The organism is Emticicia sp., assembly GCF_043780375.1.
In the GTDB taxonomy this organism is placed as follows: domain Bacteria; phylum Bacteroidota; class Bacteroidia; order Cytophagales; family Spirosomataceae; genus Emticicia.
Window position 1 is genome coordinate 19,119 of sequence record NZ_JAYWCU010000013.1, and the last position, 15,398, is coordinate 34,516.

Sequence of the window (15,398 nt, forward strand, 5' to 3'; positions counted from 1 at the left end):
AGCAGATGAGACACAATTTTACACAAAGCGGGGTAAGAGCATTCGTAGATAACCCCTCACAGACATACTCAAAACCAAAAGACAAAAAAGTATTGGTGTTTGTCCAGAAAATTGTCAGCGTAATGAGTTTATTTATTATGCAAAAAAACAGTAAAAAAATTTCTAATACTACTCAAAAAAGTGGTTTTAGTTGGTATTCTACTGTTTCCTCAGAAGAAAAAGCTTTGCAAGAATATTTTACAGACGAAAGTAATAACCAATTAAGTAACAACTTGCCTAATTTTACAACGAATCAAGATTTAATGATGAATAGACTTCCCATCCAAAATAGCTTAACGGTCAAAAATTATCTTATTGGGAGTCATTTTGATAAAAAATTAAAGCGAAAAAAAACATCATTTCCTTCGCTGATACAGATATATAATGAAGAAAATAGGCATCCTGAAAGCTCCTTTTTTAAAGGATTAGCAATAACAATTGTGTTGATGTTTTTTACTGTTTTAGGGCTATCTGCCCAAACAAATACATCAGTAGACTTATCTCTTAGTAAAAAAATAGACAATTCCTTACCTGCGTTGAATGGAACCGTGAAATATACTTTGTGGTTAAAAAACTCAGGGCCAAGTACCGCCAATGCCATTGTTGTACAAGATAACTTTCCGATTGGAGGAGCAACCCTTTTAAGCCATAATGGAGGAGTAAATTTCAATTACAGTGCTGGTACTGGAATTGGTCTTTGGAGTGTAGCTTCTTTAGCTTCGGGCGATTCGGTAAAATTGGAAATCGTTGCCAGTATTATACAACGAGGTGTATTTTTCAATACTGCCGAAGTAAAATCAATGGGAGCAGGTCAAAAAGATATTGATTCTACTCCAAATAACACAAACTTAAATGAAGATGATATTTCAGTAAGTTGTTTTTCAGTGCCATTACTTTGGTACCCAGGTGAAGAATATAAAGTATCAGTTCCTGCACCATTCAAATATGGTACAACCATAAAATGGTTTCGTGGTACTACAGAGGTAACAGGCACGATGACTCAAGCCGTTGTGAATGCTGATACTTCATTGACAATTAAAGCTCCGGGTAATTATAGTTTTACAACTAATGTTACGACTTGTCCAGCCCAAGGATGTTGTGCAGTGCAAGTAATTGAGGGGCCTTATGGTTCAATTGGTGATTATGTATGGATGGATACTAATAACGATGGAATACAAGGAACAACAGCTCTTGAACCCCCAGTTGCAAATGTAAAAGTATATTTGTTAGATTCAAATACAGGAGTAAAATTAGATTCAACAATAACCGACGGCTTAGGAAAATATTTGTTTGATAGCTTATTGACAGGAAATTATAAAGTAAAATTTGTATTACCAATAGGTAGCGAAGCAACAGCTAAATTCTTAGGTGGCGATACTACTAAAGATAGTAATGTTAATCCAGATGGAACAACTGATGCTATAGCAATTGATACAACTCAACCATTAGGAAATGTAGCACGAAACAATCTCACAATTGATGCAGGTCTCTACAGTCCACTTGGTTCAATCGGAGATTTTGTTTGGAAAGATTTGAATAACAATGGTATTCAAGATGCAAGTGAACCAGGTGTTGAAGGCGTAAAAATGGAATTATACGCCTCGAATCTATCAGGAAATCCAATTGGTGCGACATTGAATACAACTACCACGAATGCAAGTGGATTATATTCATTTAATAAGTTGCTAAAGGGAGATTATGTAGTACGTCTCATAACATCAACAATACCAGCAACATATTTAATTTCAACAAAAACTGATGCTGGCTCAGATGATACAAAAGATAATGATTTTAATGCAACAACAGGTTATTCTCCAAAAGTGAGCATCGACCCATTAGTTCCATCGAAGAAAGATATTCCAACAATTGATGGGGCAATTACACTTATACAAGTTGAACCAATTGCAGATTTGAGCTTAAACAAAACAGTAAGTAACTCAACACCAAGTATAGGAGATATTATTACTTATTATATAGATGTTAAAAATGATGGACCTTCTATTGCAACAAATGTAGAAGTATCAGATATTGTTCCATTAGGGTTACAAGTGGAAATAGCAACAGGCGGAGATTTGATGAATATTTCAGGAAATACCGTCGTTGCAAAATTCAATCAAATCAATATTGGTCAAACAGCTACATTCAAAATCGTAGCTAAAGTAACAGCCAGTACAGGAACGATTAAAAACTGGGCACAAGTTACAAAATCTGACCAAAAAGACTTAGATTCAACACCAAACAATGGTATAGATAAAGGTGAAGATGACGACGATGACGCAGATATTATTATTAAGCAGTCGCAGTGTAACCCAATCACGCCACTCATTGCTTGTTCAAATCCTTACATTTGTTTGGGAGAAAGCGTATCAATCGAAGCAATTGGTTGTAACGGAACAATCTTATGGTCTGATGGTCAAACTGGTGGAATCATAACAGTAACACCAAGTGCAACAACTACATATACAGCACAATGTAAAATAAATGATAACTGTATCAGTCCGAAATCAAACTCGGTAACAGTTGTAGTAAATGTTATTGCAGCACCACTTATTACTTCAAGTTCAACAACTAATGTTATTTGTGGCGGAGGAAAAATAACTTTAAAAGCTAATAACTGCACAGGTACAATAACATGGTCGAATGGTACAACGGGTGCAAGCATCGAAGTTTTACCAACAACAACAACGTCTTATACTGCCATCTGCAAGAAAGGAGAATGTGTAAGTGGTAAATCAAATATCATTACTATTACTGTTGGAACACCAAGTAATCCACCGACAATTGCTACCAACAATACTAGCATTTGTAAGGGACAAACAGCGACATTAACAGCAAGCAATTGCATGGGTACAATAGTTTGGTCTAACGGTTCGACAGGAACAATTATCACCATCACACCAAATGCAACAGCAAGCTACTCGGCAATATGTAAAGTGGGCGAATGTTCAAGTACAACGTCGTCAATAGTAACAGTTGCCGTATCACCTACTGAAACACCAGTAATTATTGCAAGTAAAGAAATTCTGTGCGTAGGTGAAGCAGCAACATTAACAGTGACAGGATGTACAGGAAATATATCATGGACGGGAGGTGCAACAACCTCATCAATCATGGTAACACTACCAATTACTACTACTTATGAAGTTAAATGTAGCAATGGTGAGTGCGTTGGTAAAGCTACCAAAATTATAACTGTAACACCAAAGCCTACCACTCCAATTGTAACTTGTGGTAAAGAGAGAATATGTACAGGCGAATCACTTACATTTATAGCTCATGGTTGTGAAGGTATAGTAACCTGGAGTACAGGAGTAACAGGAGCAACAATGACCGTTACACCAGCTACGACTACAACTTATACAGCAATTTGTACAGTAAATGGTTGTGTAAGCAACCCATCTAAACCTGCAACAATTACAGTTATAAACCAAACACCACCAACTATTACAGCTTCTTCAGAGTCAGTATGTAGTGGAGGTACGGTAACATTGACAGCAGCCAATTGTGCAGGAGTATTATTGTGGAGCACAGGTGCAACAACAGCCGCAATTACTGTAAATCCAACAGTTGTCACAACTTATACGGTAAAATGTATTGTAGAAGAATGTGAAAGTTCTGCTTCAAAAACTATTAACATAGGTGGGGGTATAGTACCAACTCCTCCAGTAATTTCTGCAAGTCAAACATCGCTGTGTGGCGATGATAAAGCTAAACTTACAGCTACAGGCTGTGTAGGTGGTACTATAAAATGGAGTACAGGAGCTACAGGCTCAACGATTTCGGTAGGAACAAGTATTTACTCCGCTATTTGTATCAATACTTGTGGCGAAAGTGCCAAATCAAGCGAAATTGTAATCAGCGTAGGTATTGCACCTTCTGTACCAGTTATTGCAACGACTACAAATACACTTTGTGGAAATAACACAGCAATATTAACAGCCTCAGGTTGCTTAGGAACAGTAAAATGGAGTACCGGAGTAACAGGATCCATGATTTCGGTAGGAGCCGGTACTTACTCAGCTATTTGTAGCAATATTTGTGGCGACAGTGCTAAGTCTAACTCAATAATAATAACAAATACAACAGTTCCGACACCAAATATTACAGCTAACAACGAAACAGTTTGTAGTGGAGGTTCGGTAATACTTACAGCAACTAATTGTACAGGAACATTATTGTGGAGTACAGGTGCAACAACACCAGTAATCACAGTAATACCAACTGCTACAACCACATATACAGTAAAATGTAGTGTAGGAGAATGTGAAAGTTCTACTACGAAAATCATTACTGTAAGTGCAACTGGTGGGCAAATACCATTAATAACAGCCAGTAAGGATGGCGTTTGCGTAGGTGAGTCTGTTTCATTGACGGCTACAAATTGCACAGGAGCATTAACTTGGAGTACAGGTGCAACAACAACCTCAATTACTATAACACCAACAACAACAATAACTTATGAAGTAACTTGCTTGGTAGGCGGATGTAGTGGTAAAGCTACCAAAATTATAAAAGTAACACCAAAACCTACTACTCCAATTGTAACTTGTGGTAAAGAGAGAATTTGTGCAGGCGAATCACTTACATTTATAGCTCATGGTTGTGAAGGTATAGTAACCTGGAGTACAGGAGCAACAGGAGCAACAATGACCGTTACACCATCTACGACCACAACTTATACCGCAATTTGTACAGTAAATGGTTGTGTAAGTGACCCATCTAAACCTGCAACAATTACAGTTATAAACCAAACACCACCAACTATTTATGCTACGAGTGATGCAGTTTGTAGTGGAGGTACGGTAACATTGACAGCAGCCAATTGTGCAGGAGTATTATCGTGGAACACTGGTGCAACAACAGCCGCAATTACTGTTAATCCAACAGTTGCCACAACTTACACAGTAAAATGTATTGTAGAAGAATGTGTAGGTATAGCAACTAAAACTATCACTATCGGTGGTGGTCAAGTTCAAAATGCACCGACCATTGCTACAAACAAAACAAGTGTTTGTGGCAACGAAACAGCTACATTGATAGCTTCAGGTTGTGTTGGTTCAGTAAAATGGAGTACAGGTACCGCTGGCTTAACAATTTCAGTAGGAGCTGGAACTTATTCAGCAACTTGTACAAACGAATGTGGTGAAAGTGTTCAATCAAATATAATAACCATTCAAACTGGAGGTGGTTTAGCACCAGTCATCTCGGCATCAATTACTGCCATTTGCGAGCCAGGAAATGTCACACTTTCTGCCTTAGGATGTAGCGGAACAATAGTTTGGTCAAATAGTCAGACAGGAAGCAGCATTACAGTAAATGTGGCAATAACAACAACTTTCTCAGCGATTTGTACATCTGGTACTTGTGAAAGCGGTTCATCTAATAAAATAACTGTAACTGTTGGCAAACCAAACAAACCAACAATCAGTAGCGATAAAACAACGATTTGTGCAGGTGATGCCGTAGTACTTACAGCCGTAGGTTGTACTGGCACAACCGTTTGGTCGAATGGTCTAACAGGATCTCCTATAACAGTAAACCCAACTACAAATACCGAATATACCGCTGTATGTAAATTGCCGCAAGGAGGATGTACCAGCGACCAATCAGTCAAAATAATAGTTAATGTTATAACTAAGGCAGAATCTCCAGTAATCTCATGTTCTGCAACACGGATATGTAAAGGAGATACACTTACACTTAATGCTTTAGGTTGTAGTGGAACAGTTCTCTGGTCAACGGGTCAAACATCAGTATCTATCAATATTAACCCTACAGTAACAACGGTTTATACTGCTATTTGTAAAGTAGGTTCATGTGAATCAGCACCGTCAGCAGCAGCAACTATCAATGTTGGCAACCCAATTCCTCCAGTTGTAAGTTGTAAAAACACACAGATTTGTAGTGGTTCAAGTACACAAATCGAAGCAGCAGGTTGCACAGGAATAGTGAAGTGGTCTGATGGTCAAATTGGTGCAGTCATTACTGTTTCACCAATAGCTATTACAAGCTACTCAGCTATTTGTGACGGAGGAAGATGCCAAAGTGAAAAATCGAATATTATTACAGTTCAGGTGACAGGTTCGGGTTTAACAAAACCAACAGCCAAAGACCTCGTAAATATATGCCCATACATAACGGTTGATTTGACAACTGGTGTAACAACCCAGCCGTCATCACAAGGTGGTGGGTTTGTATTCCGTACAGGAACAACGCCAGGTTCACCAGCAGTAACGAATCCATCAACGGTCGGAACTGGTACATACTACGTATTTGAGAAAGCAGGAAATGGCTGTTACAGCGATGGAAGCAAGATTAATGTAAACATTACTTCTTGTGAGCTTGTTAATCCATCATGCGTAACCAACCCAGCAACTGCCAAAGCAGGTAAAGACAGTACGGTTTGCTTGAGCGATGATTTCTTCACACTCAAAGGTCAAATCGGTGGCTCTGCAAGTAGTGCAAAATGGACAACTGACGGTAAAGGTTCATTTGATAATGCTTTAAGTTTGAATACAAAATACTTCTATTCAAAAGATGACGTAATCAAAGGGAATGTTTCATTTACTCTTACTACAAACGATCCAGACGATAATGGCTCATGTGTGGCAGCAAGTTCTACTTTCAAAATTACTTTGAATGGCGTAACAACTGTACCAACCATTGTATCTAATAAATCACCAAATATTTGCTTCGGGGATTCAATAGTTTTGACAGCAAATGAAGTGGGCATTTATAAATGGAGCAACGGTGCAACAACTAAGAGCATCACCGTAAAAACGCCAGGCCGCTATACAGTTAAGTTATTGAAAGAAGGTGGATGTGCCTCACTTAGCTCAAACGAAATAGTAGTAGTACTTGGAAGTGCCATTTCAGCACCTACTGTTGCATCAATTACTAAAAATACTTGCCCAGCAACAGTTGTAAACCTTAATAGTGCGGTTTCGAGCCAGCCTAAATCCCAAGGAGGCGTATTCGAGTTCCATACAGGAAGTGCAGCAAGTTCACCAATGCTTGCCAATGTGAGTGCAGTAGGAGCAGGTACTTATTATGTACTTGAAAAAAGTACGATAGGTTGTTACAGTTCAAGTTCGCCAATCATTGTAATGATTGATCAATGTACACGTAATCCTACGGATACTACACAAACAGAGCTTAGTATCGTAATCGTAGGTTCACGTGTTGAGCTGAAAGTCGGAGACCCTATTACATATACAATTACAGTAAAAAATAACAGCACGAAGACCGCAACGAATGTAAATATTGTAAACGTACTACCAAAAGGCTTAGCAATCACTTCAGCTACTCCAGGCTTTACGGCTTTCGGTACTGATTCTTTATTGAGTGTGATTGGTAGCTTGCCAGGTGGTGCAACTAAAACATATACTTACGAATCTAAGACTACTAAAGCAGGTAAGATTATCAATACTGCCAAGATTACTAAACTTGACCAAGTTGATCCAATCACCAGCAATAACATTAGTCAATGGGCAGTAGAATGTAAAACTTGTCAGGAAACTTGCGTAGGATTAGCCCTCTCGGCCGATACAACTCGCCAAGCAAATGGCAGCTATAACATAACATTCCGTGCATTAATTGAAGCCTGTGGTAATGTTAAACTCGAAGGGGTGAAAATTGCCGAAAATTTGGCAACTATGTTCCCTCTACCAACAGCCTTCACCATTGTTCAAAAACCAACAGCAGGTATTGGTAGCAAATTGATAACCAACGATAGTTTCAATGGTTCAACAGACCCCAACTTGACAATTCCCGCAGGAAGTGAAATTGAGGCAGGTAAAATAGATACAGTGAAGTTTGTAATAAACATAGTACCAAACGGTAAAGAAGGGCCATTTAGCACCAATGCCATAGTTGAAGCAATTGGAAACACGATTTTTGGTGTTCCACAAGATGTTTCTGATGTATCAAACAACGGAAAGGTAGTAGATAAGCCAAGTGCCGAACCTACGGTAGTGAAACTTTACAAATCACCAAGTATTGGTCTTGCGAAAATAGTGTTGGATACTACTAAGAAATCTAACGGCTCTTACAACATTACTTATCAATTACTCGTGAAAAACAATGGTTCAATAACGCTGAATAATGTAATTTTAAGAGATACGCTAAGCAAAGTATTCAAAGCACCAGCTACGTTTACAGTGGTGGGAGTACCAACCAAAAACTCAGGTAGTCAATTAACTATCAATAGTGCTTTCAATGGTACAGGTGACAGTCGCTTGACATTATCTGGAAGTACCCTTGCAGTTGGAAAAACAGATACTTTGAAATTTACAGTAAATGTTCAGCCAGATACGTTAAAATCATTTGCTAACACAGCGGTCGTGAGTGCTTTAGGTACACTCACAGGCGGTTCGACAGAAAATGTGACGGATTTGTCAAATGCAGGTCTAAACCCTGATGCACCGGGTAGTAACCCTACTAATTTGAATCTTGGTTCTGATGGCGGAAGTTCAATCGAAGTTCCATGTATTGGCATAGCACTTTATGTAAAAGATACCTTGAAACAGCCAGATGGTAGTTATAATATTACTTACAACGCTATTATCAAAAACTGTGGTAACTTGAACTTGTCGAATATACAAATATGTGATACATTGGCAAGAACGTTCAACTCACCAATAATTGCAACCATTATTCAAAAGCCAACTGTAAGTGCAGGAAGTCAATTAAAGCCAGATAATACTTACGATGGCATTACCAATACTTGTATGTTGTTGAGCGATAGTCAAATTGCACCAAGTAAAGTAGATACCATTAAGTGGGTAATAAACGTACAGATAGGCGATAATAAAGGGCCATTCAGAAATACAGTTATCGTAACGGCAAAGACCCCAAGTGGTAAACTCATCAGTGATGCATCGAATACAGGTATCGACCCGAATCCAGTGGGTAATGCACCAACTGTTATCAATTTTAATAACTTGCCAGATGCCATCATCGGTCTATCAAAAAATGCAAGCGAAGCAGTGAAAGTAGCAGGTACAACTAATACCTATGATGTGACCTTTACTTTCAAAGTGAAAAACTATGGTAAAACTGATTTTACAGGTGTACAGGTTCAAGATAACCTTTCTGTAACATTCGGAGATAGTGTAAAGATTGATTCTGTTAATGTAAAAGTAGATACTGGTTTCAAAGCTAACAGCAACTTTACAGGTCGTGGTAGCTTGATTAATCTCTTGGTTGATTCATTGAGTACCTTGCCTAAAAATACCACACGTAGTATAACTTTATTTATTCGTGTAACATTGGTAGGAGGTAAAAACGCTTTCGAGAATCAAGCATTAGCAATTGGTAAATACCCAAGCAATAAATCAGTAGATGATCTTTCAACTTCAGGGATGGACCCTGACCCTGATGCTAACGGTACTCCAAAAGACAACAGTCTTGCTACGCCAGTGAAACTTGGTACTGTAACACCAATACCAACTTTTACAACGACTTTAGGTATTGCAAAAGCCGCAAAACTCGACTCGATTAAAAATGCAGATGGTACTTACAATCTATCATATACTATAATTATCAAAAACTATGGTATCCATAAATTGACTAATGTGCAATTGAGCGATAGCCTTGGACAAGTATTTGCTGACAGTGCCGAATTTGTTCTGGTAGATAAGCCAACCTTGAGCAAAAATAGCAAGTTGAAAATAGATAGTACTTTCAATGGTAGAACAATCTCAACGATGTTGAAAGCCGAAAGTAGTTCATTAGCAGTGGGAGCAAGCGATACCTTAACTTTCAAACTCAGATTATTGACTGCGAAACAAGGCGATGCCATCTACTCTAATAGTATTAGTGGCACAGCCAAAGATAGTACTACAAACGTGAAAGACTTATCGCAAGCAGGTCTGAATGCCGACCCAGATGGAGATAAAAACCCAGGCAACAACAATGAGCCAACTGTCATTACTATCAAAGGTAAGATCGCAATTGCAGACTCATTGGTAGTAATTCCAAGTGCTTTCTCTCCAAATGGAGACGGAAACGGTGATATGTTCGTCATAACAGGAATAAATAAAACCGACAGAATAGCTGAAATTTTTATCTACAATCGTTGGGGGCAGTTGGTATATCAAAGTACCGACTTCGGTAAAGAAGAAGGATGGGACGGTGTAGCCACCAACGGACTATTACTCGGAAGCAAGGGAATTGGAGTTCCCGATGGGACTTACTACTACGCTGTGAGAGCAGAGGGATTGTGGGAAGGGAATACAAAAATCGGATTCATTACTATTGCGAGATAGTAATAAAAAATAAAGAGGATAAATTTCGAAGGTTAATACATTCGAAATTTATCCAAAACTTTAAAATTTATCATATTTAAAAAAAATATTGATACTTTAAAACTTTAATGTAACTTTGTTTGCTATTGAGTATAAAAAAGCTTATAAGGTTGCGTCAATAAAATTGAATAAACCTTTACAAGCAACATTATCCGTACTATTTAATTGGGTAAAAAATGAAGAACTTTACAAACCTGAAAAACAGGTTAGCTACGCTTTTGCTCGTTGGAGCGTTATCAAGCAGCTACCAAACCTTCGCTCAACAAGAAGCGATGTTTTCCCAGTACATGTTTAATACAATGGCCATAAATCCAGCTTATGCAGGTAGCCGTGACGTATTGAGTTTAACCGCCCTCGGACGCTACCAGTGGATTGGAGTGCCTGGAGCACCAACTACCTATACTTTCTCGATGGATATGCCAATCAAGAATGAAAAAATGGGTCTTGGGCTACAAGCATCTTATGATGGTCTTGGTCTTGCCAAAAATACAGGGCTTTTTCTTACTTATTCTTACCGAGTAAAAGTAGGTCCGCGTGCTACACTTGCCTTTGGTGTGCAAGGTGGTGCAACCAATGTTCGTTGGGCATTATCCGATGCACAAAATGTAGGGAATGACCCTGTTTTTGCTGGTAGTTCGGATATTAGCCGTATGTTACCAAACGTTGGAGGAGGTATTTACCTAAGCAATGACCGTGGGTATATTGGTATTTCTTGCCCACAAATTATGCAAAACTCAATTACCAATTTTAATCTTGGTGCTGATGCAAAAAAAGGTGATGGCAAAACTCGCCGCCACTATTTTGCGATGATGGGTTTTGTATTGGGAAAAGGTACTTTTAAAGTTAAGCCTTCAACCATGCTTCGCTACACTGTTGGTGCTCCACTTGGCGTTGATGGAAACATCAATATTTGGATAAAAGACAAAATCTCCTTCGGAGTTTCTGGAAGAATTTCGCAATTCCAAAATTTCAGCCAACCCGACCCATTCGATGCGGCAGTTGGTATGATAGAATTGCAATTGACACCTCAGTTGAAAATGGGTTATGCTTATGATTTTACAACTAATAGGCTAAACGACCAATCGAAAACAGGTACAAGTCGTTTCTTTGGGATTCCAACGCATGAGGCAATGCTTCGCTACGAATTTGGCTTCGGTAAAAACAAAATTCTTACGCCAAGATATTTCTAATAAAAATTCAAGAAAAAATAGTTCCATCTCAAAATTTATTGGGATTGGTACGAAGGTTGTATATGATAAGTTTTTACTAGACCTTAAGTTTATAATTTAACTATCTATTATACAACAATACGATTACGCATAAAATTTGTCTATATACGAGTGAATTTTAAATTCAACAACAATGATTCTCAGGAAAAAAATAATCGAAGCTTTGGTTGTAGCAGCCTTGCTCGGTGGTAGCGTACAGGCACAAGATGCCTTACTGAAAACTGGTGAGCATCACTATGAAAGTCTTAGTTACGTAAAAGCCATTGATGCTTTTGAAGCGGCTTTGAAAAAGAAAGGATTGACCGACCAACAAAAATTGACTGCCAAAATTAAGTTGGGGGACAGTTATACTAAGATAAAAGATACACAAAACGCTGAACGTGTTTATAGCGAAGTTATCGGTGCAAATGGCGATTTATCTGGCGAAAATATTGGAGTATGCCTCAAATATGCTCAAGTGCTTGCCAGTAATGGTAAATACCGTGAGGCACAAGAAATGTACGATAAATATACACGTAAAGTTGAAGATGACCCTCGTGGGAAAGGATTTTCAAAACTTTATAATGATGTAAGCGTACTATCAAAAAATGCCAATTGCTATAAAGTAGACTACCTTTCTATCAATACTAATTCAGCAGATTTTAGTCCTTCTTACTACAAAAATGGTTTAGTGTTTGTCTCAAATCGACATAGTACTGTTGGGGTTCGTCGTGTATTTAACTGGAACGAAACCCCGTTTCTTGACCTGTTTTACCTTGATGATATATCTGCCATTGGTGGACAAGCGGCAGGTTTAGGAACAGGCTCGGGTGATATAAAAGCTCCTCGCAGAAGAGGCGGCAGCGGAGGAAATGTTGGTTCTGATGAGTACACTGCTCCCACCGCCAACGATACTCGTACAATTGGTACTTACGGAGGAATGAACGTAATGGCTGGCTTAGGCTATGGCGACCGCCCCGTTACCGAATCAGAAAGATTTGGGGGTTCAATCAATTCAAAATACCACGAAGGACCAGCCGCTTTTTTCAAAGATGCTTCAAAAGTAATTTTTACACGAAATAATTTCAATAATGGTAAAGTTCGTCGTAGTTCTGACGGAATCAACAAATTGAAGTTATATATAGGAGATGCAGTCAAAGATGGTTGGAAAAATATTAAAGAATTGCCTTTCAATAGTGACGATTACTCGACAGGACATCCTGCCCTTTCGCCAGATGAAAAATTGCTATTCTTTGCTTCTGATATGCCTGGTGGTTTTGGCGGAACAGATATTTATGTTTCTCGTTTAGATGGTAACAACTGGTCTGCACCAATCAATTTGGGTAAAACTGTTAATTCAAAAGGCAATGAAATGTTTCCTTTTGTCGATGATAAAGGTAATCTTTATTTTTCATCAGACGGACAAGCGGGCTTAGGAGATTTAGATATTTTCTTTACTCAAATGGATGGGACTACTTCGAAAGGTCGTATAATTAACCTTGGGGCACCAATCAATTCGAGCAAAGACGATTTTGGTTTGGTAACTGACGGATTACGTAAATCAGGGTATTTTAGCTCAAATCGTAAGCGTGGCGGTGCTGATGATGATGTTTATAAATTCGATAGGGAGTGTGAACTCAAAGAAGGTTGTGATTTAATTATTGCAGTATATGATGCCGAAACCAAAATGCCTTTAGATAATACCAAGATTGTTTATGAAGACAAAAATGGAAATATCAAAGAGAAAATGAGTGATGCTGATGGGAGTGTCAAATTGGAAGGACTCGACCAAGATATAGAGTTTGCTTTCCGTGCAACACGAGATGGTTATAGTGCCAATACTGTTAGTTTTTCAACAAAAGATTGTGACAATGAGGCTTCTCGTTTAGAGATACCGATGAGTCGTCCAAAACCTACGGTTGATTCTACGGCATTGTCGCAGAATAAAGATAATAAAACTTCTGGTCAAAATTCAGGAGAACAATCAACTCAAGGGCAGCAAAAGACAGGAACTACTGGCAATACAACAGGCACAAGTGGCACGGTACTGACAGGAACTACTTGTACGATTCGTGGGCGTGTAATGTCGCAAGGTACTAAGCAAGCCGTTGATGGTGTATTAGTAACGCTTCGTAGCGAATGTGATGGTTCAACACAAACTGCTTATACCGATGCTACTGGAAACTACGAATTTATTGTAGTGGAAGGTTGTGATTATACCGTAGAAGGCTCGAAAGATAACCTTGGCTCGAAAGGGAAACGTATTCGTAAATTGAATTGCAAAAAAGGTGGTGTAACTGCCGACGTATTTATGTTCGGAACAGGTGACATTGTACAAGTTGATAATATTTATTTCGACTATGGAAAATGTAACTTACGCTCTGATGCTCGTGCCGAATTAGATAAATTAGTAGCCATGATGCGTAAATACCCAAAAATGCGTATCGAATTGAGAGCCCATACAGATAGTCGTTCGGAATCTGATTTTAACCAAAAGGTTTCGGAAGGACGTGCAAAAATCTCGGCTGGTTATTTGTTTAAGCGTGGTATTAGTCGCAGCCGTATTGAGTTTGCAGGTTATGGCGAAACAATGCCAGTAAACGGTTGCGTTGATGGTGTGGAGTGTACCGAAGAGCAACACGCTCAAAACCGCCGTACTGAAATCAAGATTTTACAAATGAATTGATAGAAGAGTTAAAAACTCCAGAATGTTAAGCAGCCGCTCCGATTTATCGGGGCGGCTGCTTAATTTTGTATCAAATTCGGATTTGCACTGAACATCACTTACTTAAGTAAAAGAGTAAAAGTTTTCGAGTATTAGAGTATAGCTAGTTATCTTTGTTGAATGAGAACGAAAATATATATACATCTAAGTGCGGAAGAGCAATCTGAGTTAGAATCCTTGGTTCGATTATCATCAAATCATCGCATACGACAACGAAGTCAGGCTCTTTTATGGAGTCATTGGGGGAAAGACCGCAATACGATTGCCACTTTATTCGATGTAAAAGCAGATACAGTAAGTTCATGGCTGAATCGTTGGAGGAGAGATAAAATATTGGGTTTGAGTGATTTGGCACGAATAGGTCGTCCAAGTAAATTTAATTTGGAAGAAAAAAAAAGATAATCTCATCCTGTAACTTAGGTGTTGTCAATATTGCATTATGGTGTTATGAATGGTTAACTGTTTTAGGTAAAAAGGCAAGTAAATGGACTATTATTAAGATTTTGAAATCAGCCACGTTTACTTGGCGACGTGTAAGAAAATCTTTAAAATCACAACGAGATATACTTATGTTTAATTTTTTCAAAGAAGAAATAAAACATTTACGTTGCCAAGAATTAGACGGTAAGATACAATTATGGTTTTATGACGAAACAGGTATTAGTCTGAACCCAACGAGCATTTATGCTTGGTTGCCCAAAGATAGTGCTTGTCAATTACCAGCTCAAAGAGGAAATATATTGACCATAGCTGGTTTTATTCAAGTAGATAATACCCTACAAGCCTATTCTTGTCAAGGGAGTATGAGCAGTGAACTCTTCATTGAATATGTTGAAGATTTCCTAAAACATTATCCACCCAATAAGAAAACAATAGTCATTTTGGACAATGCTTCTTTTCATAAATCAGCAACTGTAAAAATTAAAATGAGCTTATGGAAAGAGCAGAATTTATATTTTCAATTCTTACCACCATATTGTTCAGAATTAAATCTAATTGAAATTCTTTGGCATCATTTGAAACATTTGTGGATAAAAATTGAGCATTATAAAACTGCTGATACCATCAAAAATGCGGTTGATGAGATTCTATCACAAGTAAAACACAAATACACGATTA

The 15,398-nt window shown here is 38.2% G+C and carries 5 protein-coding genes; all 5 read left to right on the forward strand.

Features of this window, described 5'->3' with window-relative positions:
• The first annotated feature begins 5 nt into the window (after positions 1-5).
• The gene (locus tag ACH2CJ_RS01340; protein WP_394990272.1) at positions 6-10,307 is read left to right on the forward strand and encodes an SdrD B-like domain-containing protein; all 10,302 of its coding nucleotides are present in this window, start codon (positions 6-8) and stop codon (positions 10,305-10,307) included.
• A gap of 215 nt (positions 10,308-10,522) precedes the next feature.
• Positions 10,523-11,536, forward strand: a complete 1,014-nt coding sequence (locus tag ACH2CJ_RS01345) for a type IX secretion system membrane protein PorP/SprF (protein ID WP_394990273.1) — start codon at positions 10,523-10,525, stop codon at positions 11,534-11,536.
• Between the two features lie 172 nt (positions 11,537-11,708).
• Positions 11,709-14,240 carry an OmpA family protein gene (locus tag ACH2CJ_RS01350; RefSeq protein ID WP_394990274.1) on the forward strand — a complete coding sequence of 844 codons (2,532 nt, stop codon included), beginning with the start codon at positions 11,709-11,711 and terminating at the stop codon, positions 14,238-14,240.
• Between the two features lie 159 nt (positions 14,241-14,399).
• A complete protein-coding gene (locus tag ACH2CJ_RS01355) occupies positions 14,400-14,681 on the forward strand; it encodes a hypothetical protein (RefSeq protein WP_394990275.1) in 282 nt (93 codons plus the stop codon).
• Positions 14,682-14,782: 101 nt separating this feature from the next.
• On the forward strand, positions 14,783-15,398 hold a 616-nt coding region (locus tag ACH2CJ_RS01360; RefSeq protein WP_394990276.1), incomplete at its 3' end, for an IS630 family transposase.

What these genes read in the sequence shown, in the direction of transcription:
- ACH2CJ_RS01340 (WP_394990272.1), top strand. Translation starts at nt 6, where the DNA reads ATGAGACACAATTTTACACAAAGCGGGGTAAGAGCATTCGTAGATAAC.
- ACH2CJ_RS01345 (WP_394990273.1), top strand. Translation starts at nt 10,523, where the DNA reads ATGAAGAACTTTACAAACCTGAAAAACAGGTTAGCTACGCTTTTGCTC.
- ACH2CJ_RS01350 (WP_394990274.1), top strand. Translation starts at nt 11,709, where the DNA reads ATGATTCTCAGGAAAAAAATAATCGAAGCTTTGGTTGTAGCAGCCTTG.
- ACH2CJ_RS01355 (WP_394990275.1), top strand. Translation starts at nt 14,400, where the DNA reads ATGAGAACGAAAATATATATACATCTAAGTGCGGAAGAGCAATCTGAG.